Consider the following 25,432-nt stretch of genomic DNA (forward strand, 5'->3'; position numbering starts at 1 on the left):
TCAGGCGATAAAACACACTGCGCAAACGATATCTTCTGACTGAACTTACCACCGAAGCGCAGGTTAAACCACACTCTCAGACATAAGATAAATTATATAAAAGGCGAAGAAAGTCGAATCGTCCACAAAAAACAAAGCAGCGTAACATTCTTAATAAAAGACAAAACTAAGCATATAATTTATTTAAACCAGCCACATTCACAAATTAATGGCATTAAAGCTGGATAACTCAGGCAATACCGACCACACAAGAACACCATTCGAATTAGATAATCTAATGATAAAAACAGCGCTAAATTAGATTTTTTCAATCAAAAACCCACAACGGATCCCAGCCTTACTCTCTTCCTTATACCGCCATCATCACGATTCTGTGAGGCGCTTCTCAGGCGTCTTTACCTCAGTGCCAACACACAACGTGGCATGGCAGCAGGTGGAAGGTGCTGGCAGTCAACCTTATCCATACTGATTACATGGAATTGTGCGGCATGTATTTTTCGCTTTATCAAAGTTAAACGTGATTAGGAGATAAATGATGGCTAACAGAATGATTCTTAACGAAACATCCTACTTTGGTGCAGGCGCTATCGCCCATATCGTCGATGAAGTAAAACGACGAGGATTCAGGAAAGCACTGCTGGTGACGGACAAGGATTTGGTTAAATTTGGCGTCGCGGCCAAGGTCACTGAGAAGCTGGATGCGGCAGGGTTACCCTACGATATTTACGATGAGGTGATTCCCAATCCAACCATCAGCGTGGTGGAAAAAGGCATTGAACGATTCAAAGCATCACAGGCTGATTACCTGATTGCGATTGGCGGCGGCTCACCGCAGGATACCTGTAAGGCTATCGGGATTATTATCAATAACCCTGAATTTGCCGATGTCCGCAGCCTCGAAGGCGTTGCGGCTACCCGACGCCCCGCAGTCCCGATTATCGCGATCCCGACCACCTCAGGTACTGCCGCAGAAGTCACCATCAACTACGTCATCACGGATGAAGAAAAACGCCGCAAATTCGTGTGCGTCGATCCGCATGATATTCCGATTGTCGCTATCGTCGATCCCGACATGATGGCAAGCATGCCAGCCTCACTGAAAGCTGCCACGGGGATCGACGCCCTGACGCACGCCATTGAAGGCTTTACGACCAAAGCCGCCTGGGAGCTAACCGATACGCTGCACCTGAAGGCCATTGAAATTATCAGCCGCTCGCTGCGTGATTCCGTCGCAGGGAAACCAAAAGGCGTGGAAGAGATGGCGCTGGGGCAATATATCGCCGGTATGGGATTTTCAAACGTTGGGCTTGGTCTGGTACACGGCATGGCGCATCCACTCGGCGCGTTTTACAACACCCCACACGGCGTAGCGAATGCCATCCTGCTGCCGCATATCATGGCCTACAACGCGGATTATACCGGTGAAAAATTCCGGGACATCGCCATTGCGATGGGAGTAAAAAACGCGGCAGCAATGCCGATTGCCCAAGCGCGAGAAGCCGCCATTAACGCTGTTCGCCAACTTTCTCACGATGTGGATATTCCGCCGAGACTGCGCGATGTCGGCGTGAGAGAAGAAGATATTCCGGCACTGGCACAGGCCGCCTTTGACGATGTCTGCACCGGCGGCAATCCGCGCGATACGAATATCGACGAGATTAACGCGCTGTATCGGTCTATTTATTGACGCACGCTTGGCACCACCCGCAACGCACCGCGGGTGGCTATTCACTATTGCGGGATCTTCTCTTCAATACGCTGAATCAAGTAGGGATAAAACGGGTTAGAGGACAGCCGCAGCAGCGTATCCAGATCGACAACCAGAGCGGAACGTTCTCCTCTTGGGGTAATTTTCCCCAGCGGCAGACCAAATTCGGTAGGGTTCTGTGAGAAACGGCCATACAGCGAATCCGAATCTGGGAACGGCAGTGATACGTGCGATAGCGAATACACATCCGATGGATAGTCCATCCCCAGTTCGCGAGTCTGTTCCTGCACCGCCCCTGCAGCAACATCGAACGCCACGGCATGAGAACTGTTCGGCGCAGCGTTAGAAATCACCGTCGTATCATAATGACGTGGAGTGGCAGGTAATAGCTGGTTTACGGCACCATTCGTCGATTCACGCAGAAGCGGGCCAAAATTGACGGTACGATTGACATCAAAGAGAACCAACTGGCTCCCGTTAGCTGGCAGCAGGTTATAAAACGCCGTAATGACCGCACGCGTGCTTACGGTGAAATCCATCACCGATTGGAACGTCAGCACTGGCGGTAAATCAACCAACGCATTCGCTTGCGCTTTACGGCTTAACTGACTCTGAAGCTCATGGGTTAACAACCACGATTGGCGCGCACCATTTACCGGAAATGAGTTGTACTTGAAGGGATTAAATTCCGGCAAGATGCCCAACCAGGCAGACTTGGCAAAGGCCGGAAAGATAGCGGGTAGCCCAGCCAGCCCCGCAAAACGCGCATAGCTGGTAATACCGATCATCGGGGAAATAAGGATAAGCTGATCGGGACGCGCTAGCGCAGGATTATCCAACGTATCCAGCGTGTACTTCAACGCCAGCGCCCCGCCGTTGGAAAAACCAACGATATGCAGCGGCAACCTTTGGCCTTGTTGTAACGTCAGGTGCGACGTCGCCTCACGCACTGCCAGACGCGTGGCTGCCAGCCAATCTTCCCATTGCACATCGGTCAGCGCCCCCGGCACCGTCCCGTGCGCAGGCAAACGAATGCCAACAACGAAAAAACCACGCTGACGATAGCGTTCCGCGATATGCCGCAAACTATAGGGTGAATCGGTCAGACCGTGCAGCATCACCACCGCGCCTTTCAGTTCCCCTTCCGGCGACAGTTCATAGGATCGGTTCCAGTCATGCTGGAATTTCCCAGGGTAAACCGGGCTACCCGAAAAATAGCGGTTAACCGGACGCTGTTCATCCTCATCCAGTTCCTGAGTGACATGCTGATTCACTTGCTGAAAGATAAGTGCTTCCTGCTTTAAATACGCCGCCCAGTCGCCCTTATCCAGCTCATCCGTTGACAGCTCATCCGGCACGTAGGTGTGCCACGGCGACAGCGGCGGCCCACTTTGCGTGTCATAAATACGAATAGCCAACAGCGTCATTGCAATAACACCGATGACGATAAGACCGCGTCTGATGAGTCGCCGTACAGATTTCAGCATGGTGTGTCCCTTCCTGTTACCGTGTGACCATGCAGACGATTCTAAAGAAAACTATCCAGCGACACACCGTATTATTGAGGGAGAAACGATGCTGCCCCGCCCGATACCCTACGGGCGGGTAACCCATTAAAATATCAGATCAGAACGCTAATATTCAGATTCCCCATCAGCCAGTGGTTATCGGAATAATCAACCGGGATCGCAATCACCGCGGGGCCGTCAACATCCATCGCCTGACGGAGTTTGCTAACCAGTTCATCCGCAGATTCAACTGCAAACCCTTTCGCGCCAAACGCTTCCGCATACGCCTTGAAATCAATCGGGCCAAATGTCACGCCCGCCGGGCGATGGTATTTATGGATTTGCTGGATTTCCACCATGTTATAGCCGTTATCCACCCAGATAATATGCAGGAGATTGCTTTTCAGGCGCACCGCTGTTTCCAGCTCCATGCTGGACTGCATAAACCCGCCGTCGCCGGAAACGGACACCACTTTTTTGCCGGGCTGTATCAATGATGCGGCTATCGCCCAGGGTAGTGCCACGCCCATGGTCTGCTGGCCGTTGGTCATCAGAATCTGCCGCGCCCGGAAGCTATACAGATAACGCGCCAGCCAGATATGAAAACTTCCCATGTCCACACACAGCGTGACATCTTCATTCACGATATCCTGCATCGCCCGCACCAGACGCAGCGGGTGAATTGCAAATCCTGCCATGTTGATGGCGCGCGTACTGAGATCGTGACGCTGACGCTGACGATCCTGCAATACGGCCTGCGTGCTCGCCGATAAGATAACTGGCTCGCTCATACATGCATTCAACGCATCCACCGTCATCGCGATATTCCCGAGCAGCTCGATATCAGGATGGTAGGCGCTGTCGATCTCAGCCCGCAGCACATCAATATGGATCAGCGTTGCTTTGCCGCTATTCCATAACACCGGATCGTACTCAACCGGGCTGTAGCCCACGGTAACGATCACGTCCGCCTGTTGCAGCAGTTTATCCCCAGCCTGATTATTGAACAGCCCAACACGTCCGGCAAAGTGACCAAACTGCTGCTGGTCGATCACGCCAGCGGCCTGGTACGTGCTGGTAACCGGCAGTTGGCTGCGGTGTAAAAAACGACGCAGCGCCTCTGCATTCTCCTGCTGGCTCGCCATTAATCCAAGCAGTAACACCGGATTTTTAGCCTCCCGCAGTCGTTTAGCCGCCTCGGCAACGTCACTATGTGGCGCACCGTTTAACAGCGGTAAATTCGGACAAGCCAGCACCGGGCTACTCACCGGTTCATTGATGATATCCTGTGGCAGGCTGACAAACGCGCCCCCCGGACGGCCGCTTTCCGCTGCCCGAAACGCATTCGCCAGCACTTCCGAGATGGCACTGGATGCGGTGACTTCCGCGCTAAATTTACTGACTGGCTGAAACAGGCTGACGGTGTCCAGACTCTGGTGCGTCAGTTTAAGCTTATCCGCACGCTTAACCGCCCCGCCTAATGCCACAACCGCATCGCCTTCTGCGGTTGCCGTGGCCAGCCCAGTGACCAGATTGGAGCAGCCGGGGCCAGATGTCACCAGCGTCACCCCCGCTTTCCCCGTGAGGCGACCTATCGCCGCCGCCATAAACGCGCCGTTCGCCTCATGCCGTACCGGGATCGTTTGAATCGTCGAGTCTTCCAGCTCATCAAACACGCGATCGATTTTAGCGCCGGGAATACCAAAAATATGCTTTACGCCCTGCGCTTCCAGGTGTTTTACAATCAGCTCGGCTCCGCAACTCCAGCTTTGCTGCTCGGTGGACTTTTCCATGACATAACTCCGATGAAATGACTAGCTCTCTACTGACTTGATTACGCTATTGAGGTTTTCTGAGGACAGATCGGCATTGAGAAATTCCCGATCCTGAGGCAGATCGATGATCAGTTTGGCAACCACACCAAACGTTAGCGTGCCGTGTTCGACGTCATAATTCAGAATATGGCCGCCGCCCTGGCGATCGTCAGTAATGAAATGTTCGTGGTAACCCGCGACATTAATTCCCTGAGTGTAAGCTGGACTACGAAAACCAATAACGCTGCCGTTACGGTGCTCAAAATGAAATGTCGGCTGTCCTTCAACCGCTTCCTGCATGGGTTTATAAGGCCGGCACTGCCGGGGGACGGTACGGGTTTCAACACAGCGAAAATTCCCGTCAATCCGCAACGCGCAGAATAAATTATCCGTGCCCACAATCTCGTCGATCTGGCGATGTACGTCTTCACGCGAGGTCCAGCGATCAAAACGGATCGTTTCCGTCGGGCGAAAGAATGTCATGACAGCGAATGGCGTTTTCTGCTCTGGCTTCGCCGCGCGTGCGCTGCCATCGGATAACAGCTGGAAAATCTGGCTATTTAACGCAACCAATTCCCCATCCAAACTATTAAATGTTCCTAATCCAAAATCACCGTGTTCCAGTAATTCAGCCATCGTTCGGTTACCTTCGTATACGCCATTTATTAGTCCGCTCATTAATGAGGTCTGATAAATAACGCTGTCTGCACGCTGCCGATGGAAATCATAGGCATAGCTGGCAAAGGCTTCCTCGCAGGATTGTTCACTGACATTCGTTTTCATACTGTCTTCCCACCGCACCATTTACTTAAACACTGCTAATATTTAGATAAAGATTGACGCGAGAGAGAACAAAATTCCAATATGCAATTAAGGGCATTTCAAGATCGGAAAGATATGGAGTTACGTAAATGGAACTACGCTACCTGCGCTATTTTGTCGCCGTTGCACAAGCTCGACATTTCACGCGTGCGGCAGAAAACCTGGGGATATCACAGCCCCCTCTTAGCCAGCAGATCAAGAAATTCGAGCAGGAGATCGGCACGCCGCTGTTCAAGCGACTGACGCGCGGTGTAGAAATGACGGAGGCGGGACAGGCGCTGTATGAAGACGCCTGCCGTATTCTGCAACTCACCGATTCGGCGATCGCACGGACAAGGAGTATCGCGCGAGGCGAGAAAGGTAGCCTGAACGTGGGTTTTTCACCCTCGGCCATGTACCACCCCACGGTGCTTTCCCTACTCCATCGCTACTGTCAGCAGCATCCATACGTCCAACCGCAGCCAAAAGAAGAAAACCCGGCAACGCTGATTACTGCGCTGCAAGAACGCAATATCGATATCGCATTTCTGCGCTTACCCTGCGAACTCAGTGATGATATTAACGGGGAAATTTTGGCCGAAGAGCCGATGAAATTGGTGCTACCTGCGGGGCATGCACTGAGCCATAAAGCGCAAGTCTCGCTCAGCGAACTGCGTCAGGAACCGCTGATTATTTTCCCACGCGAGGTGTGTCCGGGGTTGCACGATATGATTATCCGCACCTGCTATCTGTCGGGTTATGGCCCCAAACCCAGCCCATTTGCCCCGCAGTTGACGGCAACGATCGGGATGGTCGCCGCCGGCTTCGGCATTACCCTAATACCGGAATCACTCGCCTGCATTAAGGCCGATAATGTGACCTATCACGATATCGGCATGCCCGAAATCCATACGCAAATTGCGGCTATATGGCGTAAACATGAACGATCGGCCGTTATCGTGAATCTCATCCACCTGATACGCCAGCATCTGAGCAGCCAGCATCCCGATTAACGCCACGGTAAAGAAAATTCCGGCAATCTGCTCGTCAAAAAGCTAGTAATTGATATAAATTCTTATATGATATTAGTTATCATTATCATTTTTGACGGGTGGAAAAATGCTGACAGCAATGATCACAGCCTGCGGGCTATGGAGTGTGAGCTGGTGTATGGGGAAGCATCTGTCCAGCGCCTGGGGCGTGCTGCTGCCTTGTGCCATTATGCCGCTACTAGCGCTGCTCGATCTGAACCTGACGCACCTGAAAGTGATTATCGCCATCGCCCTGCTGGCGACGCTGGTGATGCTGTTCCACCAACGCTTACGCCACTATTTACTGCTGCCGTCCTGCGTTGCGCTCGCTGGCGGGTTGGCGGCGCTATCCGTCATGTTTAACCTGACGACGCTGTAAATCAACACGGAGCGGTGCACACATTCAGAAAGGTCAGTGAACGCGGAAAAGCGTTATAGATACAGAAGGGATAAAAGAGAATAAATAGGAAAGAAAATCAGGAAGATACAGAATAAATCTGTGGTGCGAAGAGAGGGACTTGAACCCTCACGTCCGTAAGGACACTAACACCTGAAGCTAGCGCGTCTACCAATTCCGCCACCTTCGCACTGAGAACGTTGTTTGTCTTATGCAGTAAGACTGCTTTATGCGGAAAATCAGCTTTATGCGCTAAATCTATCACGACATGGTGCGAAGAGAGGGACTTGAACCCTCACGTCCGTAAGAACACTAACACCTGAAGCTAGCGCGTCTACCAATTCCGCCACCTTCGCAATTCTGTCATGCTGCTCATGCAATACTGATTTACTGCTTCGGTTCGACAAACAAGAACCGTCATAGTGATGTTGGTGCGAAGAGAGGGACTTGAACCCTCACGTCCGTAAGAACACTAACACCTGAAGCTAGCGCGTCTACCAATTCCGCCACCTTCGCAACACTGCTTTACGCAATATCACTACGGGGGCGAATTCTAGAGGTTTTCGCGTTCACGTCAATGATTATTTCCTCTGGGATGCGGGGTTTGCTGCAAAAATCATCATCTCGCGGCAGCGCTGTGCGTAAAGAGTTCATCGAGCCATTCTATAAACACCCGAATCCGCGGCGCGAGAAAACGACCGGGCGCATACATCACGTAAAGCGGCATCGCGGGCGGCGGTATTTCCGGCAGGATCTCCACCAGTTCGCCGCTTTCCAGAAACGGGCGCAGGCCGCGACGCGGCGCCTGAATAATCCCCAGCCCCGCACATGCGCTGGCGATATAGGCATCAGCGCCGTTCACCTGTAAAATACTGGGCAACATACGCGTAATACACTCATCGCCCGACATGAATTCCAGCGGATAAAGATATTCAGTACGCAGAGAGAAATAGCCGACCATATGATGCCCAGACAGGTCATCAAGCGAACGTGGCACGCCGTATCGCGCCAGATAATCGGCCGACGCACAGGTAATCTGCGGCATTGACGGCAAATGGCGGGTCGCCAGCGTCTCGTCGTCCGTCTGCCAAGCTCTCAGCACACAGTCGACGCCCTCACGCAGCACATTAATCGCCGCATCGTTGGCGCTTAGCATCAACGTCACCTGCGGATAACGCGCATAAAAGTCCCCAAGCGCCGGAACAACAATGTCTCGCGCCAGCGAATGCGGCATATCCACCCGCACTTTCCCAACCGGCTGCTGCTTTTGCTGCGTGAACAGCGTGTCGATCTCTTCAATTTCCGCGAGCAGTTGCAGACAGCGCTCATAATAAACGCGCCCTTCATCGGTGATCTGCACCTGGCGGGTCGTACGTTGCAGCAAACGTACTCCTAACCGCCCTTCAAGCTGCTTGATGGTATTGCTCACCGTCGCACGCGGTAGCGCCAGCCGTTCCGCTGCACGACTGAAGCTGCCCAGTTCGACAATACGCACAAAAACCCGCATCGACTGAATATGATCCATCGCCGCCACCATTGTTAGCTATTTTTGAATAGTGTTGCATAAAAAGCGGTATTTATCTTTATTGGATAAACAACCAGACTGCTTTCACTGCCAACGAGATGAGGAAGATGACAATGCAACAGCGCAAATTAGGTGCGAACGGTCCACTGGTGTCAGCGATTGGGCTAGGCTGCATGGGGATGAGTGATTTCTACTCCACTGCGCAGGATGAAAAAGAATCCATCGCCACGTTGCATCGCGCACTGGAGTTGGGCGTCACACTGCTGGATACCGCCGATATGTATGGCCCCCATACTAATGAGCAGCTTCTCGGAAAAGCGATAAAAGGCAAGCGCGAACAGGTCTTTCTGGCGACTAAATTCGGCATCATCCGCGACCCGGCGAACCCCAACGCACGCGGTATCTGCGGTAAACCGGACTACATCCGCCGTTCGGTAGAAGGCAGCCTGACGCGCCTTGGTACGGACGTTATCGATCTTTACTATCAGCACCGTATCGACCCGACGGTTCCCATTGAAGAGACGGTCGGCACACTGGCCGAGCTGGTTCAGGAAGGCAAGATTCGCTATATCGGCCTGAGTGAAGCTTCTGTCACCACGCTGGAACGCGCACACCGCGTACACCCCATTACGGCGTTACAGAGCGAATATTCACTGTGGACGCGCGATATGGAAGCCGACATTCTGCCCACCTGTGAACGTCTGGGGATCGGATTTGTGCCTTACAGCCCGCTGGGGCGCGGCTTCCTGACCGGTGCGATTCGCAGTCCGGACGATCTGGCCGCCGACGATTTCCGTCGTACCAATCCACGTTTCTCGGGGGAAAATTTCGGCAAGAATCTGCTGCTGGTCGAGAAAATTAACCAACTGGCGCAGGAAAAGCAGGTGACGCCATCACAGTTAGCACTGGCGTGGGTACTGGCACAGGGCGAGCATATCGTGCCGATTCCGGGCACCAAACGCCGCCGCTATCTGGAAGAGAACGTCGCGGCGCTGGAGGTCACACTGACGCAAGAGGAACTGGCCGCCATTGATGCTATCTTCCCGCCCGATGCCGCAGCAGGTGAACGCTACGGCAAGGAGAGTATGGCAGCCCTTAATCAGTAATTGGGATTACCGACGGCCTTTACCTGTGCGCGGCGGACGACCCACGGTGGCCTGATACACTTTGAAGCGCCCGGTCTGCGCCAGCACTTCATGACTGCCAAATGCGGCATCTAACAGCGCGGGATACGGCAGGAAGGCGTTAGCGACGATGCGCAACTGCCCGCCAATCGGCAGATGGGTCACCGCGCCACGAATCAGCATTTCCGCGGCTTGCAGACTGGTCTGTAAGCCGTCGTGGAATGGCGGATTGGAGACGATCATATCGAAGCGGCCATTAATGTCGGAATAGACGTTGCTCGCAATCACCTCGCCTTCCAACGCATTCGCCGCCAGCGTAGCTTTGCTGGACTCCACCGCCGCCGCGCTGACATCGCTCAGCGTCAGACGGATTTTCGGCGACTGTTTCGCCAGTACCGATGCCAGCACGCCCGCACCGCAGGCGATATCCAGCACTTTGCCTTTCATGTGCGGCTCAAACGTAGACAGCAGCAGTCGACTGCCCGGATCCAGATCATCACGGCTGAAGACGCCCGGAAGCGTTTTGACGATCACGCCATCCGTCACATACTCATCCCACCAGTCATCCAGCGTGAAGCTGGACTGCTTATCAATTCGACCGTGGTAAAGCCCACAGCGACGCGCACTGTCGATTTTCACCAGCTCAACGAAGTCAGACAGCACGGTTTCGGCGCTGCGCACGCCGCTGCGGTTTTCCCCAACCACGAAGATTTCCGCGCCGACCGGCAGCAGGGACAACAGATTACGCAGCTGGAATTCCGCTTCCTGTTTGCTTTTCGGCCAGTAATAAATCAGCGTGTCGCTATCCGCCACCAGCGCCGCATCCGCCACCAGACCGAATTGCGCATTCTCGCCAAGCGGCTTTGTCATCTGCTGCCAGTGGTGATATTGGTTGCAATGGACACGCACTGACGCCGCCTCAAATTGCGCAGGCAGGGTATCCTGCAAATCACCGGCAAACAGAACGCGGCGTGAGAGAAATTCATCGCTATGGCGCAGTATAACTTCACTGGCGGGGGTTAATGCGGACATCAGGCTACGGCTCCTTAATCATTGAGCGGGGGATTATATACGCTTCGTTCCCGAAGTTGCAGCGCGCAGAGGAAATAACCGCGCCGACATTGGCGCAGCCTGACGGGGTTTGTTAGCATAGGCACGACGCATTTTCTCGCCCGCCAGACAGGATAACGCATGGAATCAAGACGTGACAGGCTGCTACAGCAACTGGGAATTACGCAGTGGACGCTGCGTCGCCCGACGGTGCTGCAAGGCGAAATCGCCGTCAGTCTGCCCGCACAGGTGCGTCTGGTGATCGTCTCCGCCGAGCCGCTGGCCGATGATGAACCGCTGTTGGCCGATGTCCTGCACAGTCTGGCGCTGACTCCTTCACAAGCCTATCGCCTGACGCCGCAGCAGATCGAGATGCTGCCCGCCGACGTACGCTGCCATAGCTGGCGGTTGGGTATTGAAGAGCCGATTGCGCTACAGGGCGTTCAGCTTTCCAGCCCTCTGCTTTCCGAACTTTATCAAAATGCCGACGCCAAACGGGCGCTGTGGCAACAGATCTGTGAACATGAACACGATATCTTCTCTGACGCCAGCTGATCTGGCGCAAGCCTTTAAAATTGAACAGGCCAGCCATGCCTTCCCGTGGACGGAAAAAACGTTTGTCAGCAATCAGGGAGAACGTTATTTCAACATCAAACTGAACCATGACGGTCAGCTTGCCGCTTACGCCATTACCCAGGTCGTGCTGGATGAAGCGACATTGTTCAATATCGCCGTACACCCCGATCACCAACGTCAGGGGTTGGGCCGCCAACTGTTGGAACACCTGATCGACGAAATGGAGCGACGCGGTATTCTGACTCTATGGCTGGAGGTCCGTGAGTCAAACGCACGCGCCATCGCGCTTTATGAAAGTCTGGGGTTCAACGAAGTCTCCGTGCGCCGTGATTATTACCCTACGGCACAAGGTAGAGAAGACGCGATTCTCATGGCGCTGCCGCTCGGCTAATCTCTTTATCTATACTCCTCGCGGCAAGGCGGGTGCCATAATGTGCGCCCCGTCCCGCTCTGCCTTTTTTCCTGCCAGAAAAATCCTCGCAACGTGATCGCTACAAATAAAACATTGTTTCTTTTTTATCATAATGACATTCCATTTCATGTTTCTGGTTTACAGGCATGCATGGTTTATCCGTTATCAACGAGGAATAATATGAAAAAATACACTCTGGCTACGACGCTTCTGTGCGGCTTATTCTCTCTTTCCGCTTACGCGGTACAAATAACGGCGGTGACAGCCTCCGCTTATGATTCAGACAAGGGCCACAAACCGGCCAACATTGCCGATGGCGACGTAAAAACGCGCTGGGCGGCAAATGGTGAGAGCTGGGTTCAGTTAGAACTGGATAAAGAACAATCGGTTGAGAACTTTGTTCTTGTTCCTTTCAAAGCGGACGAGCGCAAACTGAAGTTCTCCGTCTCCTACTCCACCGACGGTAAAACCTGGAAAAAGCTGGCTGACAATCTGGTCACCTCCAGCAATGCCAAAGACGGTGAAAAATTCACTTTCCCTGCCGTTAAAGCCAAGTTCTTCAAACTGGATACGTTTGGCACCGATGTAAACAAATGGAGCGCGATCAACGAGATCAGCTTTAACAGTGCCGCGCAGGTTCCTGCTCAGGCCATTAAGTAACATTGTCGGCTGGCCTAGAGCCTGGGTCTCATACTGGCCAGTTAAGAGAATATGTTGGTAAAAGCTGCTATTTCATTATGCGATAGCAGCTTTTTTGCTTAGTTGGGAGCTAGCAGTGTGAAACGGTATTGCATCACAATCATAATATCTCCTCCGACAACATTTGCCCGTTGCTGAAACTCCATTCATCGGCAGTGTTGAACTGGATTATCACCATCACATTATCTGGATGAATATTCAGCACGCCATGCAGTCGCTCGATTAGCATGCGGAAGAAGTTTCGCTTTTGCTCACGGGTTCTGGGTTTTCCCGCAAAAATATGGAACAGAATAAAATCGTCGCTACGTCCGCCACTTTTATAATGTCTGTCAAATATGCGCTGGCCGGCTGGCAGCGTTTCAAATATCTGAAAACGATCGGCAGGCGGGACAGCAAACTCACCTATCAGGCTTTGTTGCAGAATATCGGAGATCTGACTTATCTGTACGTCACTATAACCCTGACGCAGGGTGATACGGGTGAAAGGCATTTCCTTATTCCTCCAAACAACCGAGGGCGGAAACTGCGGCTGGCCAGCCTGCGTAAAATGCCAGATGAGTGAAAACCTCAACGATTTCTTCACGGGTTAACCCATTTTGCTGTGCGAAGTTGATATGCCAAGGAAGCTGCTGAACGCGCCCTTGCGCCGTCAGGGCACCCAGTGTGATCAGGCTACGCTCGCGCGGGGAAAGCGTTTCACGTTTCCAAATATCATTAAACAGTGTGTCTATGCTCAGTTCGGCCAGTTTCGGTGCGACGCGGGCCAACGTTTCACGATCAAGCGATTTCGCCATGGTATTTTCTCCGTATTGACAGTAGATCAATTCTGGCGCGATAGTTTCATCCCGAAAATCAAATTATTTTCAAACAACCATCCCGAATTTCAGGACGATAATGGACAAACTTTCACTGACGCTTGACCTCGATGCGCTACGCAGTTTTGTGACAGGTATGGAGTACGGCAGCTTTGCACTGGCTGCGACACGACTTTGCCGCTCAACCTCGGCGATAAGCGCTCAACTAAAAAAGTTGGAACAACAGTGCGGTGCCAAACTGGTGGTAAAGCAGGGCCGTCACTTGGTGTTGACCCATACAGGCGAGATATTGATAGGCTATGCCCGTCGTCTGTTGGCACTGAATGATGAGGCGCAGCGAGCGGTGAAAGGTGAACTATTGCAGGGGGAAATCCGCATTGGCATGCAGGAAGATTTTGGCGAATCGCTGATGCCTGGTATTTTGGGCGAGTTCAAACGCCACCATCCGGGGCTGCGGATTATTGCGCGAATAGATCGTAACCAGGCGCTGCTCACCGCGCTTGATAACAACGCACTTGATATGGCACTACTGTGGCAGCCGGAGAACACCACGCGTGAAGGCCGATTGATCGACCAGTGCCAGCTGGAGTGGATAAAGCATCCAGATTTAGACATCAAGACACTATTGGCACAGGGGGACCCCTTGCCGTTAGTGATGCTTGAAAGCCCGTGCCTGATGCGTTCACGTGCCACAACCTGCTTAGACCGGGCTGGTATAGCGTGGAAAGTGGTGTTTATCAGCCATAGCCTGAGCGGTATCTGGGCAGCAGTGCAGGCCGGACTGGGTATTACCGTGCGTACGCGTATCGGGATACCCAACAATCTCCACATAATGGGGAATATTTTACCCTCACCAGGGACTCTCGGCATTAGGCTGGAGCAAAGGACTGAGAATCAAGCCGTTCACAACGTGCAGGCAGTTTTGGGACAGTTGATGGAAAAAGCGCTGTTAAATTTGAAGCTTGAGTCGCCATGATCAACCTAAAGGTCAGTCTCCCACTGATTTTACTTAAACGCCCCCTGATAGTCGTACGCGGGTGGGATATTTTCCCTCCATCATCGGTACCCACATTTTCCTTAGCGTTGAAATAAAAATCATTCTCAACTAAGATGCGCCTGAAATTTGACCTCCTATCGTTCCGGTTCAGGCACCAGACATGTCATCAGCCAATATTGATACCTCAGCAGATATGCATCAGCTCTATTGCCAGCATCATGGCTGGTTGCAGGGGCTATTACGCAAACGGCTGGGGAATCTGTGTGATGCAGCAGATCTGGCGCAGGATGTCTTTGTACGGCTCTTGCTGAAGCCACGTCAGTTCGACAGCCACGCGGGTGCGCGGGCTTATCTGAGCGTGATGGCGCAAGGCATGTGCGTCGATCTCTGGCGCAAGCGGGAAATCGAGCGCGTCTGGCTCGCCTCGCTCGCCGAACAGCCGGAGCCGGTTGCCCTGTCAGCGGAAGACAGCAATATCATTCTCGAAACCCTGTATCAGGTCGATGCCATGTTGCGTGCGTTGCCCGAGAAGGTGCGTGCCGCTTTTATCATGGCGCAGGTACAGGGACGCCCCTATCGGGACATTGCCGAGGCGCTGGGCGTTTCCGAACGCATGGTGAAAAAATACATGGCGCAAGCCATGCTGCATTGTGTGCTGCTGGAAGCGGAGATAGACGCGGACGGTCAGGACGCTCGTCCATGAATAACCCCAGCCTGAACAAACCCAGCTTTATTGCCTTGCAGCAGGCGTCACAGTGGTACGCCCAGCTGTGCGATCGGGAACCTGGCGATGAGCACTACCACCACTGGCAGCGCTGGATGGACGAAAGCGAGGAACACCGCCATGCCTGGGAGTTTGTGCTCACGGTCAGCCAGCGTTTCCAGCCGCTGCGTGGCGATGGCCAACAACCCGCGCTGGATACGTTGCTGCACAAACCTGCGTCGATGACACGTCGTCGCGCGCTCAAACTCGCTGCGCTGCTCAGCACCGGCACACTCCTCTCCTGGCTGACTTACCGCCACACGCCGCTAAAAGACTCGCTGCTGGCGATGACGGCCGATCATCACAGCGCGGTAGGAGAAATCAAATCGCTGACGTTACCGGACAATACCCGGCTGTGGCTGAATACCGCCAGCGCGATTGATATCCGCTACAGCGACCAGCGGCGGGAAATCGCCCTGCTGGCCGGGGACATTCTGATTGAGACCGCTGCCGACGCGCGACCTTTCTTTGTCACCACCGCACAAGGGCGCATGCAGGCACTGGGCACGCGTTTTAGCGTCGCGCAAGAACCGGAGGCCACCACGCTGACCGTTTACCAACATGCGGTCGATGCCAGCGCCAGATACGCCTCTGCCGCGCGTCGGGTTAACGCTGGCTACCATCTGCGCTTCAATGCCGACGGTCAGGGTAGCATTTTGCCCAATCAGCAGAACGATGCCGACTGGTCACACGGCAGGCTACAGGCGGACAACATGCCGCTGGGAGAGGTTGTGGCGCAGCTGTCTCGCTATCGTCATGGCTATCTGGCGTGCCAACCCGCCATTGCCGATTTACGCGTGATGGGCACCTTCCCCTTAACCGATACCGACATGGCGCTGAACATGCTGGCGCAAGCCTTCCCGGTTCGCATCCATCGCCGTTTTCCGTGGTGGGTGACAGTCGAACCGCGCTGATATCGTCCGCATAACCGTCCCCACTTTCCGGATACTGCTTTTTAGGGGACAGATAAAAAATTTTCTCTTTTGAGTTCCCCTTTTCCTGCTGTCGTTCGATTCACAGTAAAACCACCAATTTTTACTCTGGGTCAGAAGGCGAATTTTCATGGCATTGATTCCATTTTTCTCAACACAGCGCACTCCTTCCAAACTGGCGATTGCCGTTCATCTGCTACTGTGCGGCGCACCGCTTTTCGCGCATTCCACCGTAACCGCCGCAGAAACAGCAGTCGTGGCGGCAACCAAAACCTACGCAATCCCCGCCGGACCGCTTAACCAGCAGCTAAACCAGTTTGCCGCCCAGTCGGGCGTTTATCTGGTCGGCGATGCACAGTTGGCGACAGGAAAAACCGGGCCGTCCCTGCAAGGGAATTACAGCGTCGATGGCGGGTTTTCGGCTCTGCTAGCCGGAAGCGGACTTCAGGTGATTCCGCAGCCTAACGGCGCCTGGCGCTTACAGAGAATACCGCAGGAAGATGAGATGCTGGTCGTAGCGGGGGTCAATCGCAACGGCGTGACCGAAGGCACTCAGTCCTACACCACGCGCAGCATGAACACCGCGACACAGCTGAACCTGTCGCCGCGAGAAACGCCGCAGTCGGTGAGCGTCGTGACACGCCAGCGTATGGACGATCAGAATATGACCTCGCTGGATGAGGCCATGAAGCAAACCACCGGCATTAACGTGGTCAATCAGAACAGCTATCAGGTGAAATACGAATCACGCGCCTTCGTGATGGATAATATCAAGGAAGACGGCGTTAACTTCTCCAGCCAGAACAGCGTCTCCAACATGGGCGCGGTTCAGTCCTCCAGTGAATCGCCCGATCTGGCGATCTATGACCGCGTGGAGATCCTGCGCGGGGCGTCCGGTCTGTCACAAGGGAATGGCGAGCCGGGCGGCACCGTTAATCTGGTGCGCAAGCAGCCGACTCACAACTTTCAGGCCTCCGGCAGCGTTGGCGCGGGCAGTTGGGATAATTACCGCAGTGAACTCGATGTCTCTGGGCCGCTGAACGACGATGCCAGCCTGCGCGGCCGTCTCGTTGGCGTTTATCAGGATAAACAAAGCTTTAAAGATTACGAACACAGTGAAAGAAAGGTGCTGTTCGGTACGCTGGCCTACGACCTGACGCCGTCCACCACGGTAACTGGGGGCATCAACTGGCAAAAAACCCGAGGCGTGCCTGATGTGTATGGCGTCCCGTTCGCCACCGATAAAAGCAGCCTGAACCTGCCACGATCCACCTATCTGGGCGCAAGCTGGAACCGCATCGAATTTGAAAAAATTAACCCGTTTGTCGAACTGGAACACCACTTCGATAATGACTGGACGCTGAAAACCGCGCTGAACTATATCCATTCCCGCGCGGCAAGTAGCTATATCGGTATCATAAACGGTACAAGCGGCGTGAATCCGGCAACGGGAAACTCGGTGCTGAACAATAACCTGCGCTACGACAATAAGGCCGAACAGTGGGGCTACAACCTGAGCCTGAACGGTCAGTTCGAGCTGTTGGGGCGCAGTCACGAACTGGTGGTGGGCGGTGATTATCAGAAAGAGAACTTCGATAACAACCACATCCGCATTAACAACACCAGCACCGTGAACATTTTTAACTGGCAGCCCAATTCGCTGGCAGAACCGGACTGGTCAAATACGAGTCTCTACAACAACCACTATAACGACCGCTTTAATCTGTATCAGCGCGGCGCGTTTGCCACGGCCAGATTAGAACTGGCCGATGACTGGAAGCTGATTCTGGGCGGCCGCTACAGCGCCTACAGCTATGATGAGTATTTCACTAACCATCTCCGTAATACGTCCTCACTCAGCAGCCTGCATGCCAGCAATGAGTTTGTACCTTACGGCGGCCTGCTGTGGGACTTCGCCGATAACTACACCTGGTACCTGAGCTACGCCGAAATCTACAAGCCACAGAGCGAAAAAGACCGCAACGGCAACCTGCTGCCCGCCATTACCGGCACCAACTATGAAACCGGCATAAAGGGCGAGTTCTTTGATGGCGATCTGAATACCTCGTTGGCCCTGTTCCGCATCATTCAGGAAAATCGGGCAATGACCGTCGCAAATAGCTCGGTTTGCCTGATCGGCACAAGTTGCTCACAGCCCGAAGGCAAGGTACAAAGCCAGGGGGTAGAACTGGATGTCACGGGGAAACTGGCTGAAGGCTGGCAGGTTCAGACGGGTTATACCCTGACCAACAGTAAATATCTTGAAGGCAGCGCGAGTGAAAGAGCCGCGCAGTTTAGCCCGCGTACGCCAAAGCACATGTTCAAGCTCTACACCTCATACAATCTGCCGGGTGAACTGAACCAATGGACGATTGGCGCGGGTATGACGGCACAAACTGAGACGCAAACCTATCCAAACCGCACTTTTGGCCTGTCTCAGGGCGGCTATACGCTGTTTAACGCCAATGTCCGCTATCAGTACAGCAAGAACCTGAGCTTCAATCTGGTGGGCAATAATCTGACGGATAAAACCTACTTCTTAAACCTGAACAACCGCCATCTTAGCGGCAACAACTATTACGGCGATCCGCGTAATTTCATGTTGACCGCGAAGTGGAATTTCTAAGCGTCTGCGCCTGCCAGCCTCTGCTGGCAGGCCATCGCTCACCCCATTATGCAAACGCTTAAACGCTTTTATTCTCTGGTCGCACCTTTCTGGCTGACTACACGCGCCACGCTGTTGTGGTTATTGCTGTTGCTGATTATGAGCCTGACGCTCTCCGTCGTGTGGATCAGCGTGCAGTACAATAACTGGAGCAGGGATTTTTACGACGCGCTGGCCGACTACTTTCAGCACGCCTCCATCTACGATATGGCGGTGCGCTATCTGGCCTATACGCTGCTGTTCGTGTTGGTGATCATCTGCGGCAACTGGCTCAAGAAACAGCTGATTATCCGCTGGCGCGATACCATGACGCATCAGTATGAGCAGGATTGGCTGCGCAATCACGCCCACTATCAGCTCAGTGCCGGGCTGGATAACCCCGATCAGCGTATCGCGGAAGATATTCGCCTGCTGATCGAACAAAGCCTCGAACTCCTGCTCTCGTTGCTGAAAAATACCGCCCGCTTTTTCTCTTTTATCGCCATTCTATGGCAGCTTTCTGGCGTTCATACTTTCACATTAAGCGGCTATACCATCACGATACACGGCTATCTGGTGTGGATTGCCCTCGCCTACGCCGCCCTCGCCAGCGTGGTCACACATCGGCTGGGTCACCGCCTGCACAAGTTGAACATTGAACGTCAGCGGGCGGAGGCCGACTACCGCGCCACGCTGCTGCGGGTTCGGGATAACAGCGAACAAATTGCGTTTTATCAGGGGAGTGACGCCGAGCAGCAGCGGATGCGGCAACATTTCCTGCCCATCGTGCAAAACTGGCAGCGCCTAATGGCGCGGGAATTTCGGCTGGAAAGCTTTACCACCAGCTATTTCCGTTTCAGCCTGATTATTCCGGTGTTCGCTACTCTGCCGCTGTTTCTTGCTCGTCAGGTAAGCCTCGGGGCGATTATGCAGGCGCGATCCGCCTTCGGCTATGTGCTGGATGCCTTTGGCTGGTTTATCGATGCCTATCGTCAGCTAGTTCAATGGTCTTCCACGATTGAGCGGCTGTGGGAATTCCAGCAGCGCTTACAGCAGCTGCCTGCGCCAGAGACACCGCGCCATGAAGGCCATACTCTGCATATCAACGCGCTATCCGTACCGCGCCCTGATGGTTCGCCGCATTTCGCCCCGCTGACGCTCACGCTTCAGGCTGGCGAATGGGCGGCGTTCAGTGCAGCCAGCGGCACGGGAAAAACCACGCTGCTGCGTGCGCTGGCAGGATTGTGGCCTGTTTCACAAGGAGACTGGCATTTCCCCGCTGGCCACACGCTGTTTTTGCCACAAAAGGCCTATTTACCGCAGGACACGCTGCGTCAGGTACTGTGTTATCCGCAGGTGCAGTTAGCGGATACCGCACAGCTGATCGCGGTGCTGGAACAAACCGGGCTGGCCTCGCTGATTCCTCGTCTGGACGACACTGAAAATTGGAGCCGGGTGCTATCAGGCGGCGAACAACAGCGCCTGTCACTCGCCCGCGCGCTGCTGCTGCGCCCGACGCTGCTTTGTCTGGATGAAGCCACCAGCCAGCTCGATGACGCGGCGGCGCTTCAGCTGTTAGATCACATCAGGACTGTGTTGCCACGCACTATCGTGTTAGCCGTCAGCCATCAGCCTGCCGTGCTGGCTTGTTTCACGCATCAGATACGGTTAACACCACTCGCGCCAGAGAAGAAAGCGCACACAGACGAGCCTTATGTTGCGCCGCCAGCAGCGGACAATCAGCAGGTTGCTTACGGCAGGATATGAAGGGAAATACAGAAAAACAGCCCGGAACGGATGTCCGGGCTAGTATGATATTACTCGTTATCGCCCAGCAGAACGGATTCCAGCGCGATCTCGATCATCTCGTTAAAGGTGTTTTGACGCTCTTCTGACGTGGTCTGCGCACCCGTACGAATGTGGTCAGAAACGGTACAGATGGCCAGCGCTTTCGCACCGAACTCTGCCGCGACGCCGTAGATACCGGCCGCTTCCATTTCCACACCCAGGATGCCGTATTTTTCCATCACGTCGAACATCTGCGGGTCTGGCGTATAGAACAGATCGGCGGAGAAGATGTTACCGACGCGGACAGAAACATCGCGAGCTTTGGCAGCATCAACGGCATTACGCACCATGTCGAAATCGGCAATCGCCGCGTAGTCGTGATCTTTGAAACGCATACGGTTTACTTTGGAATCCGTACAGGCCCCCATGCCGATCACCACGTCACGCAGTTGCACATCTTCACGTACCGCACCGCAGGAACCCACGCGAATGATCTTCTTCACACCGAATTCGGTAATCAGCTCTTTCGCATAGATTGAGCAGGAGGGGATCCCCATACCGTGGCCCATCACCGAAATTTTACGGCCTTTATACGTGCCAGTGAAACCCAGCATACCACGCACGTTGTTCACTTCGCGGGCATTTTCCAGAAAGGTTTCTGCGATGTACTTAGCGCGCAGCGGATCGCCCGGCATCAGAACAACGTCCGCGAAATCACCCATTTCTGCATTAATATGTGGCGTAGCCATGCGTTTATTCCTTAATTAATCAAGTTCACGTAAAAACGGTGTGTTTTACAGTATCGATTTACCGTAGTCCATAGGCGACAGGCCAAAGTAGGCCGCAACCGTCTGCCCGATATCGGCGAAGGTTTCACGGTGGCCGTATGAGCCCGGCTTCACGTTCGGGCCATAGATCAACACGGGGACGTTCTCACGGGTGTGATCGGTGCCGTGCCAGCTCGGGTCACAGCCGTGATCGGCCGTCAGAATCAGGATGTCGTCGCCTTTTACGCGGGACAGCATTTCCGGCAAGCGACGGTCAAACAGTTCCAACGCGGCAGCATAACCCGGAATATCGCGGCGGTGGCCGTAGGCAGAATCGAAATCAACAAAGTTGGTAAATACGATGGTGTTGTCACCCGCGCTATCCATCTCTTTCAGCGTGGCGTCAAACAGCGCATCAATACCGGTCGCCTTCACTTTCTTCGTGATACCAACCTGCGCATAGATATCGGCAATCTTCCCAACGGAAACCACTTCACCGCCTTTTTCATCCACCATCTTTTTCAGAATGGTCGGCGCTGGCGGTTCAACGGCCAGATCGTGACGGTTGCCGGTACGTTCGAAGTGGCCGGGTTTGTCGCCGATAAACGGACGGGCGATCACGCGTCCGATGTTGTAGCCCCCTTCGGTCAGCTCTTCGCGGGCAATCTCGCACAGCTCATACAGCTTATCCAGGCCGAACGTCTCTTCATGGCAGGCAATCTGGAACACGGAATCAGCAGAGGTGTAGAAGATCGGCTTGCCGGTTTTCATGTGTTCTTCTGCCAGTTGATCCAGAATCACCGTACCGGAAGAGTGGCAGTTGCCCAGATAGCCCGGCAGATTGGCACGTTTCACCAGTTTATCCAGCAGCGCCTGCGGAAAACTGTTTTCTTCATCTTTAAAATAGCCCCAGTCGAACAGGACAGGCACACCGGCAATTTCCCAGTGGCCAGACGGCGTATCTTTACCCGAAGAGATTTCACTGGCGTGTGCGTAAGCACCGATGATGTCTGCATTTTCATCCAGTCCTGCCGGGAACGTTCCCGTTGAGGCCTCAGCGGCTTTACCCAGCCCCAGACGGCTCAGGTTCGGCAAATGCAGCTTGCCGCTGCGCCCTTTATCCGCCGTTCCCGCTGCACACGCCTGAGCGATATGACCCAGCGTATCCGAACCCGCATCACCAAAACGTTCTGCATCCGCACTGCTGCCGATGCCAAACGAGTCAAGAACCATAATATATGCACGTTTCATTCTTTTTCTCCTGCGCAGCTCTGCGCTAACGCCCTGCCTAAGCAGGGGAATATCAATTTCAAGACGACCAATAACCCACTCTGGCGATCACGCTTCTGCGCTCACCCGGCGATAGACCATCGGGGTCTTTTCTGGCGCCGTGTCGCCCAGTTGGATCGCAGCGCGAACCTCATTTGCCGCCTGTTGCCATTGCGCTTCCGTATTGGCATGGATCACCGCCAGCGGGCGCTGCGCGTCAACGCGCTCACCCAGGCTAATCATGCTATCCAGACCGACGCTGTAATCGATCGTATCGGTAGCCTGACGGCGCCCGCCGCCCAGCGATACGACTGCCATGCCCAGCGCGCGGGTGTCCATCGCCGTCACGATACCTTCCCGCGCCGCGAACACTGGCTTACTCAATGTCGCCACCGGCAGGTAGCGATCGTAGTGTTCGACAAAATCACCTGGGCCGCGCTGTGCGGCCACCATGCGGCCAAAGACTTCAGCGGCTTTGCCGTTATCCAACACTGCCTGCAGGCGTGAACGCGCGTCGTCTGCCGAGCTTGCCAGCCCACCCGCCAGTAGCATCTCGCCACAGAGCGCCATAGTAACATCATACAGACGCGGATTGCGGCTCTCCCCCGTCAGGAAACGTACGGCTTCCCGCACTTCCAGCGCATTACCCGCACTAGAAGCCAGCACCTGATTCATGTCCGTCAGCAGCGCACTGGTGCGACATCCCGCGTTATTCGCTACGCCGACAATCGCCTGCGCCAGCTGTTCGGACAGCGCGTAGGTCGGCATAAACGCCCCAGAACCCACTTTGACGTCCATCACCAACGCATCCAGCCCTTCAGCCAGCTTCTTCGCCAGAATCGACGCGGTAATGAGCGGGATGGAGTCGACCGTGGCGGTAATGTCACGCGTGGCGTAAAAGCGCTTATCCGCCGGAGCCAGCGAGGAGGTCTGCCCAATAATCGCGACGCCGACCTGCTGGATGATGCGACGAAAATCGTCATCGTTCGGGAAGATATCCAATCCCGGAATCGCTTCGAGCTTATCTAGCGTGCCGCCGGTATGTCCCAAGCCACGCCCGGAAATCATCGGAACGTATCCCCCGCAGGCAGCGACCATCGGCCCCAGCATCAGCGAAGTGACATCACCCACGCCGCCGGTAGAGTGTTTGTCCACCAGCGGGCCGTTCAGGTTCAAACTCTTCCAGTCCAGTACCGTGCCGGAATCACGCATCGCCAGCGTCAGCGCCACACGTTCATCCATCGACATGTCATGAAAATAAATGGTCATCGCCAGAGCCGCGATCTGGCCTTCAGAGACGGTATTGTCACGAATACCGTTGATAAAGAAGCGGATCTCTTCTTCGCTTAGCGCTTTTCCGTCACGCTTCTTACGAATAATTTCCTGAATCAGAAACAAGGTCTGTACTCCTGATGAATTCTGATATGGCCCCGCAGCCTGTCGCTGCGAGCGCATGTACTGTTGTGAGCCAATGCCGTCATAAACAGAATGCTGTCATGAAAAAAATGTGGTCACGAATAACATCGTGCGTCGTATGCGTGCGATCAGTAGCTGCCCTGTGGAGCGACGGCGGCATGGCCGAGCGTCGTCAACAGGCTTGCCAGCAGGCTGGAGGCGCCAAAGCGAAAGTGCAGCGCCGTCGCCCATTCGGCGCCCATGATATCGTCTGCCAGTTGCAGATAGATGGCGGCATCTTCCGCGTTGCGTACGCCACCCGCGGCTTTAAAACCAACGCGTTCGCCTACGCCTTTATCACGGATCGTCTTCAGCATGATCGCCGCACTCTCTGGTGTCGCGTTTACGGGTACTTTGCCAGTTGAGGTTTTAATGAAATCCGCACCCGCATCAATCGCAATCTCACTGGCCTGACGAATCAGCGCGTCTTGTTTTAGTTCACCCGTCTCGATGATCACCTTCAACAGCACGTGGGCATCCTGACACACGGCTTTACATGCCTGCACCAGCTCAAAACCGATCTGCGCGTTGCCTGCTATCAGGGCGCGATAGGGGAAGACGACATCAACTTCATCAGCGCCGTAGGCGATCGCCGCTTTGGTTTCTGCAACCGCGATGTCAACATCATCATTGCCGTGCGGGAAGTTGGTTACCGTCGCAATACGGATATCCGGCGTACCCTGCTCACGCAGGACCTTTTTCGCCAGGGGGATAAAACGGGGATAGATACAGATAGCAGCAGTTTTCCCTGCCGGGCTATTCGCCTGACGGCAGAGCGCCGCCACTTTTTCATCCGTATCATCCTCATTCAGCGTAGTTAAATCCATCAGCTCCAGCGCACGTTGCGCGGCCGTGGTCAGCTTGTTCATACAACTCTCCAACTCGTCAGCCGGTCTAACCGGCCTGAACATAAACTGGTGTAAAACCAGCACGTTTGGCGAGCGGACTTGGTTCCTTGAAGATAGCGCTCAGGAGAAACAACCTGTAGCGGCACCGAGATCCTTCTCACCGCAATCAGCCTTCCTCTACAATTCATCCTGTGATGATTTCAACACCGAAAGAACGATACCGAAAGAAACTCTTTATACACGTGGGCATATCAAACATTTGAACACGCCATGCCGGACTATTTTGTGCATTCATTCACACTTGATGTAAGAGAAATGCAATAGATAGTGATTATATGTGATTTCAATCACACATACTTCCCTGAATAAGGCCAAGCCGGGGGAAGAGAGCTGACAGCCTTGTCGGCCAGCTCCGCCCTTCATAAAGGAATAAAGAGGCGGCAGCACGCGGTCACAGATCGCCCGATGCTTCTGGTTGAAGTCATATATACCCTAAATAATTCAAGTTT

The 25,432-nt window shown here is 54.1% G+C and carries 23 protein-coding genes and 3 tRNA genes; 12 read left to right on the top strand and 14 right to left on the bottom strand.

Translation table 11 applies throughout. The annotated features are described in order from the left end of the window. The first annotated feature begins 535 nt into the window (after positions 1–535). Entirely contained in the window at positions 536–1,687 is a 1,152-nt protein-coding gene (fucO, locus tag AB8809_RS19350; RefSeq protein WP_349855500.1) for a lactaldehyde reductase, read from the top strand. 44 nt (positions 1,688–1,731) lie between these two features. Here fucO and AB8809_RS19355 read toward each other — a convergent pair whose 3' ends face one another. The 3 genes from AB8809_RS19355 to budA all read right to left on the bottom strand — a co-directional run bounded on the left by AB8809_RS19355 (position 1,732) and on the right by budA (position 5,813). Beyond that, positions 1,732–3,195, bottom strand: a complete 1,464-nt coding sequence (locus AB8809_RS19355; RefSeq protein WP_349855296.1) for an alpha/beta hydrolase — start codon at positions 3,193–3,195, stop codon at positions 1,732–1,734. A gap of 134 nt (positions 3,196–3,329) precedes the next feature. Further along, positions 3,330–5,009, bottom strand: coding sequence for an acetolactate synthase AlsS (alsS, locus tag AB8809_RS19360; RefSeq protein ID WP_349855297.1), 1,680 nt, complete (start codon positions 5,007–5,009; stop codon positions 3,330–3,332). A 21-nt stretch (positions 5,010–5,030) separates the two neighbouring features. Beyond that, complete coding sequence (gene budA / locus AB8809_RS19365) at positions 5,031–5,813, bottom strand: acetolactate decarboxylase (RefSeq protein ID WP_012773320.1); 783 nt, start codon at positions 5,811–5,813, stop codon at positions 5,031–5,033. Between the two features lie 128 nt (positions 5,814–5,941). Between budA and AB8809_RS19370 the strand changes: the two genes are divergently transcribed. Both AB8809_RS19370 and AB8809_RS19375 read left to right on the top strand, forming a co-directional pair. After that, on the top strand, positions 5,942–6,844 hold the full coding sequence (locus tag AB8809_RS19370; RefSeq protein ID WP_256542339.1) for a LysR family transcriptional regulator: 903 nt from the start codon (positions 5,942–5,944) through the stop codon (positions 6,842–6,844). A 106-nt stretch (positions 6,845–6,950) separates the two neighbouring features. Further along, positions 6,951–7,241 (top strand): DUF1435 domain-containing protein, encoded by a 291-nt coding sequence (locus AB8809_RS19375; protein WP_043881708.1) that lies wholly within the window; start codon positions 6,951–6,953, stop codon positions 7,239–7,241. A 121-nt stretch (positions 7,242–7,362) separates the two neighbouring features. Here the strand turns inward: AB8809_RS19375 and AB8809_RS19380 are convergent. The 4 genes from AB8809_RS19380 to AB8809_RS19395 all read right to left on the bottom strand — a co-directional run bounded on the left by AB8809_RS19380 (position 7,363) and on the right by AB8809_RS19395 (position 8,784). Then, positions 7,363–7,449, bottom strand: a tRNA-Leu gene (locus AB8809_RS19380). A gap of 79 nt (positions 7,450–7,528) precedes the next feature. Next, positions 7,529–7,615: transfer RNA gene (locus tag AB8809_RS19385), tRNA-Leu, on the bottom strand. A gap of 73 nt (positions 7,616–7,688) precedes the next feature. Beyond that, positions 7,689–7,775, bottom strand: a tRNA-Leu gene (locus tag AB8809_RS19390). A gap of 103 nt (positions 7,776–7,878) precedes the next feature. Continuing rightward, positions 7,879–8,784 (bottom strand): LysR family transcriptional regulator, encoded by a 906-nt coding sequence (locus AB8809_RS19395; protein WP_349855300.1) that lies wholly within the window; start codon positions 8,782–8,784, stop codon positions 7,879–7,881. Between the two features lie 113 nt (positions 8,785–8,897). Between AB8809_RS19395 and AB8809_RS19400 the strand changes: the two genes are divergently transcribed. After that, the gene (locus tag AB8809_RS19400) at positions 8,898–9,890 is read left to right on the top strand and encodes an aldo/keto reductase (RefSeq protein WP_205947085.1); all 993 of its coding nucleotides are present in this window, start codon (positions 8,898–8,900) and stop codon (positions 9,888–9,890) included. A 6-nt stretch (positions 9,891–9,896) separates the two neighbouring features. Here AB8809_RS19400 and rsmC read toward each other — a convergent pair whose 3' ends face one another. Next, a complete protein-coding gene (gene rsmC / locus AB8809_RS19405; RefSeq protein ID WP_180777477.1) occupies positions 9,897–10,940 on the bottom strand; it encodes a 16S rRNA (guanine(1207)-N(2))-methyltransferase RsmC in 1,044 nt (347 codons plus the stop codon). 159 nt (positions 10,941–11,099) lie between these two features. On the opposite strand from rsmC, the gene AB8809_RS19410 reads away from it, so the two are divergent. The 3 genes from AB8809_RS19410 (at position 11,100) to AB8809_RS19420 (ending at position 12,606) form a co-directional block, all read left to right on the top strand. Further along, complete coding sequence (locus AB8809_RS19410) at positions 11,100–11,513, top strand: DNA polymerase III subunit psi (RefSeq protein WP_012773314.1); 414 nt, start codon at positions 11,100–11,102, stop codon at positions 11,511–11,513. Further along, positions 11,482–11,925: a ribosomal protein S18-alanine N-acetyltransferase gene (gene rimI / locus AB8809_RS19415; protein WP_012773313.1), complete on the top strand. Its 444-nt coding sequence runs from the start codon at positions 11,482–11,484 to the stop codon at positions 11,923–11,925. Before AB8809_RS19410 ends, rimI begins: the two co-directional genes overlap by 32 nt. A gap of 201 nt (positions 11,926–12,126) precedes the next feature. Then, complete coding sequence (locus tag AB8809_RS19420) at positions 12,127–12,606, top strand: discoidin domain-containing protein (RefSeq protein ID WP_012773312.1); 480 nt, start codon at positions 12,127–12,129, stop codon at positions 12,604–12,606. Positions 12,607–12,745: 139 nt separating this feature from the next. Here AB8809_RS19420 and AB8809_RS19425 read toward each other — a convergent pair whose 3' ends face one another. After that, complete coding sequence (locus tag AB8809_RS19425) at positions 12,746–13,135, bottom strand: tautomerase family protein (protein WP_349855303.1); 390 nt, start codon at positions 13,133–13,135, stop codon at positions 12,746–12,748. A gap of 4 nt (positions 13,136–13,139) precedes the next feature. Further along, positions 13,140–13,439, bottom strand: coding sequence for a carboxymuconolactone decarboxylase family protein (locus AB8809_RS19430; RefSeq protein WP_012773310.1), 300 nt, complete (start codon positions 13,437–13,439; stop codon positions 13,140–13,142). Between the two features lie 100 nt (positions 13,440–13,539). On the opposite strand from AB8809_RS19430, the gene AB8809_RS19435 reads away from it, so the two are divergent. The 5 genes from AB8809_RS19435 to AB8809_RS19455 all read left to right on the top strand — a co-directional run bounded on the left by AB8809_RS19435 (position 13,540) and on the right by AB8809_RS19455 (position 20,563). After that, entirely contained in the window at positions 13,540–14,436 is an 897-nt protein-coding gene (locus AB8809_RS19435; protein ID WP_349855305.1) for a LysR substrate-binding domain-containing protein, read from the top strand. Between the two features lie 181 nt (positions 14,437–14,617). After that, entirely contained in the window at positions 14,618–15,160 is a 543-nt protein-coding gene (locus AB8809_RS19440) for a sigma-70 family RNA polymerase sigma factor (RefSeq protein WP_349855306.1), read from the top strand. Then, on the top strand, positions 15,157–16,134 hold the full coding sequence (locus AB8809_RS19445; protein WP_012773307.1) for a FecR domain-containing protein: 978 nt from the start codon (positions 15,157–15,159) through the stop codon (positions 16,132–16,134). Before AB8809_RS19440 ends, AB8809_RS19445 begins: the two co-directional genes overlap by 4 nt. 148 nt (positions 16,135–16,282) lie before the next feature. Next, positions 16,283–18,778 carry a TonB-dependent siderophore receptor gene (locus AB8809_RS19450; RefSeq protein ID WP_349855307.1) on the top strand — a complete coding sequence of 832 codons (2,496 nt, stop codon included), beginning with the start codon at positions 16,283–16,285 and terminating at the stop codon, positions 18,776–18,778. 48 nt (positions 18,779–18,826) lie between these two features. Next, entirely contained in the window at positions 18,827–20,563 is a 1,737-nt protein-coding gene (locus tag AB8809_RS19455) for an SbmA/BacA-like family transporter (protein ID WP_349855308.1), read from the top strand. 50 nt (positions 20,564–20,613) lie between these two features. On the opposite strand, the gene deoD is transcribed toward AB8809_RS19455, so the two are convergent. The 4 genes from deoD to deoC all read right to left on the bottom strand — a co-directional run bounded on the left by deoD (position 20,614) and on the right by deoC (position 24,944). Further along, entirely contained in the window at positions 20,614–21,333 is a 720-nt protein-coding gene (gene deoD / locus AB8809_RS19460; protein WP_039485937.1) for a purine-nucleoside phosphorylase, read from the bottom strand. 45 nt (positions 21,334–21,378) lie between these two features. Next, on the bottom strand, positions 21,379–22,602 hold the full coding sequence (gene deoB / locus AB8809_RS19465; protein ID WP_349855309.1) for a phosphopentomutase: 1,224 nt from the start codon (positions 22,600–22,602) through the stop codon (positions 21,379–21,381). An 87-nt stretch (positions 22,603–22,689) separates the two neighbouring features. Next, on the bottom strand, positions 22,690–24,018 hold the full coding sequence (gene deoA / locus AB8809_RS19470) for a thymidine phosphorylase (protein WP_349855310.1): 1,329 nt from the start codon (positions 24,016–24,018) through the stop codon (positions 22,690–22,692). Between the two features lie 146 nt (positions 24,019–24,164). Further along, entirely contained in the window at positions 24,165–24,944 is a 780-nt protein-coding gene (deoC, locus tag AB8809_RS19475; RefSeq protein WP_012773301.1) for a deoxyribose-phosphate aldolase, read from the bottom strand. Positions 24,945–25,432 lie beyond the last annotated feature (488 nt).

Source organism: Pectobacterium aroidearum, assembly GCF_041228105.1.
GTDB lineage: Bacteria > Pseudomonadota > Gammaproteobacteria > Enterobacterales > Enterobacteriaceae > Pectobacterium > Pectobacterium aroidearum.

Coding starts and splice junctions, on each gene's coding strand:
- fucO (WP_349855500.1), top strand. CDS start 536: ATGGCTAACAGAATGATTCTTAACGAAACATCCTACTTTGGTGCAGGC.
- AB8809_RS19355 (WP_349855296.1), bottom strand. CDS start 3,195: ATGCTGAAATCTGTACGGCGACTCATCAGACGCGGTCTTATCGTCATC.
- alsS (WP_349855297.1), bottom strand. CDS start 5,009: ATGGAAAAGTCCACCGAGCAGCAAAGCTGGAGTTGCGGAGCCGAGCTG.
- budA (WP_012773320.1), bottom strand. CDS start 5,813: ATGAAAACGAATGTCAGTGAACAATCCTGCGAGGAAGCCTTTGCCAGC.
- AB8809_RS19370 (WP_256542339.1), top strand. CDS start 5,942: ATGGAACTACGCTACCTGCGCTATTTTGTCGCCGTTGCACAAGCTCGA.
- AB8809_RS19375 (WP_043881708.1), top strand. CDS start 6,951: ATGCTGACAGCAATGATCACAGCCTGCGGGCTATGGAGTGTGAGCTGG.
- AB8809_RS19395 (WP_349855300.1), bottom strand. CDS start 8,784: ATGGATCATATTCAGTCGATGCGGGTTTTTGTGCGTATTGTCGAACTG.
- AB8809_RS19400 (WP_205947085.1), top strand. CDS start 8,898: ATGCAACAGCGCAAATTAGGTGCGAACGGTCCACTGGTGTCAGCGATT.
- rsmC (WP_180777477.1), bottom strand. CDS start 10,940: ATGTCCGCATTAACCCCCGCCAGTGAAGTTATACTGCGCCATAGCGAT.
- AB8809_RS19410 (WP_012773314.1), top strand. CDS start 11,100: ATGGAATCAAGACGTGACAGGCTGCTACAGCAACTGGGAATTACGCAG.
- rimI (WP_012773313.1), top strand. CDS start 11,482: ATGAACACGATATCTTCTCTGACGCCAGCTGATCTGGCGCAAGCCTTT.
- AB8809_RS19420 (WP_012773312.1), top strand. CDS start 12,127: ATGAAAAAATACACTCTGGCTACGACGCTTCTGTGCGGCTTATTCTCT.
- AB8809_RS19425 (WP_349855303.1), bottom strand. CDS start 13,135: ATGCCTTTCACCCGTATCACCCTGCGTCAGGGTTATAGTGACGTACAG.
- AB8809_RS19430 (WP_012773310.1), bottom strand. CDS start 13,439: ATGGCGAAATCGCTTGATCGTGAAACGTTGGCCCGCGTCGCACCGAAA.
- AB8809_RS19435 (WP_349855305.1), top strand. CDS start 13,540: ATGGACAAACTTTCACTGACGCTTGACCTCGATGCGCTACGCAGTTTT.
- AB8809_RS19440 (WP_349855306.1), top strand. CDS start 14,618: ATGTCATCAGCCAATATTGATACCTCAGCAGATATGCATCAGCTCTAT.
- AB8809_RS19445 (WP_012773307.1), top strand. CDS start 15,157: ATGAATAACCCCAGCCTGAACAAACCCAGCTTTATTGCCTTGCAGCAG.
- AB8809_RS19450 (WP_349855307.1), top strand. CDS start 16,283: ATGGCATTGATTCCATTTTTCTCAACACAGCGCACTCCTTCCAAACTG.
- AB8809_RS19455 (WP_349855308.1), top strand. CDS start 18,827: ATGCAAACGCTTAAACGCTTTTATTCTCTGGTCGCACCTTTCTGGCTG.
- deoD (WP_039485937.1), bottom strand. CDS start 21,333: ATGGCTACGCCACATATTAATGCAGAAATGGGTGATTTCGCGGACGTT.
- deoB (WP_349855309.1), bottom strand. CDS start 22,602: ATGAAACGTGCATATATTATGGTTCTTGACTCGTTTGGCATCGGCAGC.
- deoC (WP_012773301.1), bottom strand. CDS start 24,944: ATGAACAAGCTGACCACGGCCGCGCAACGTGCGCTGGAGCTGATGGAT.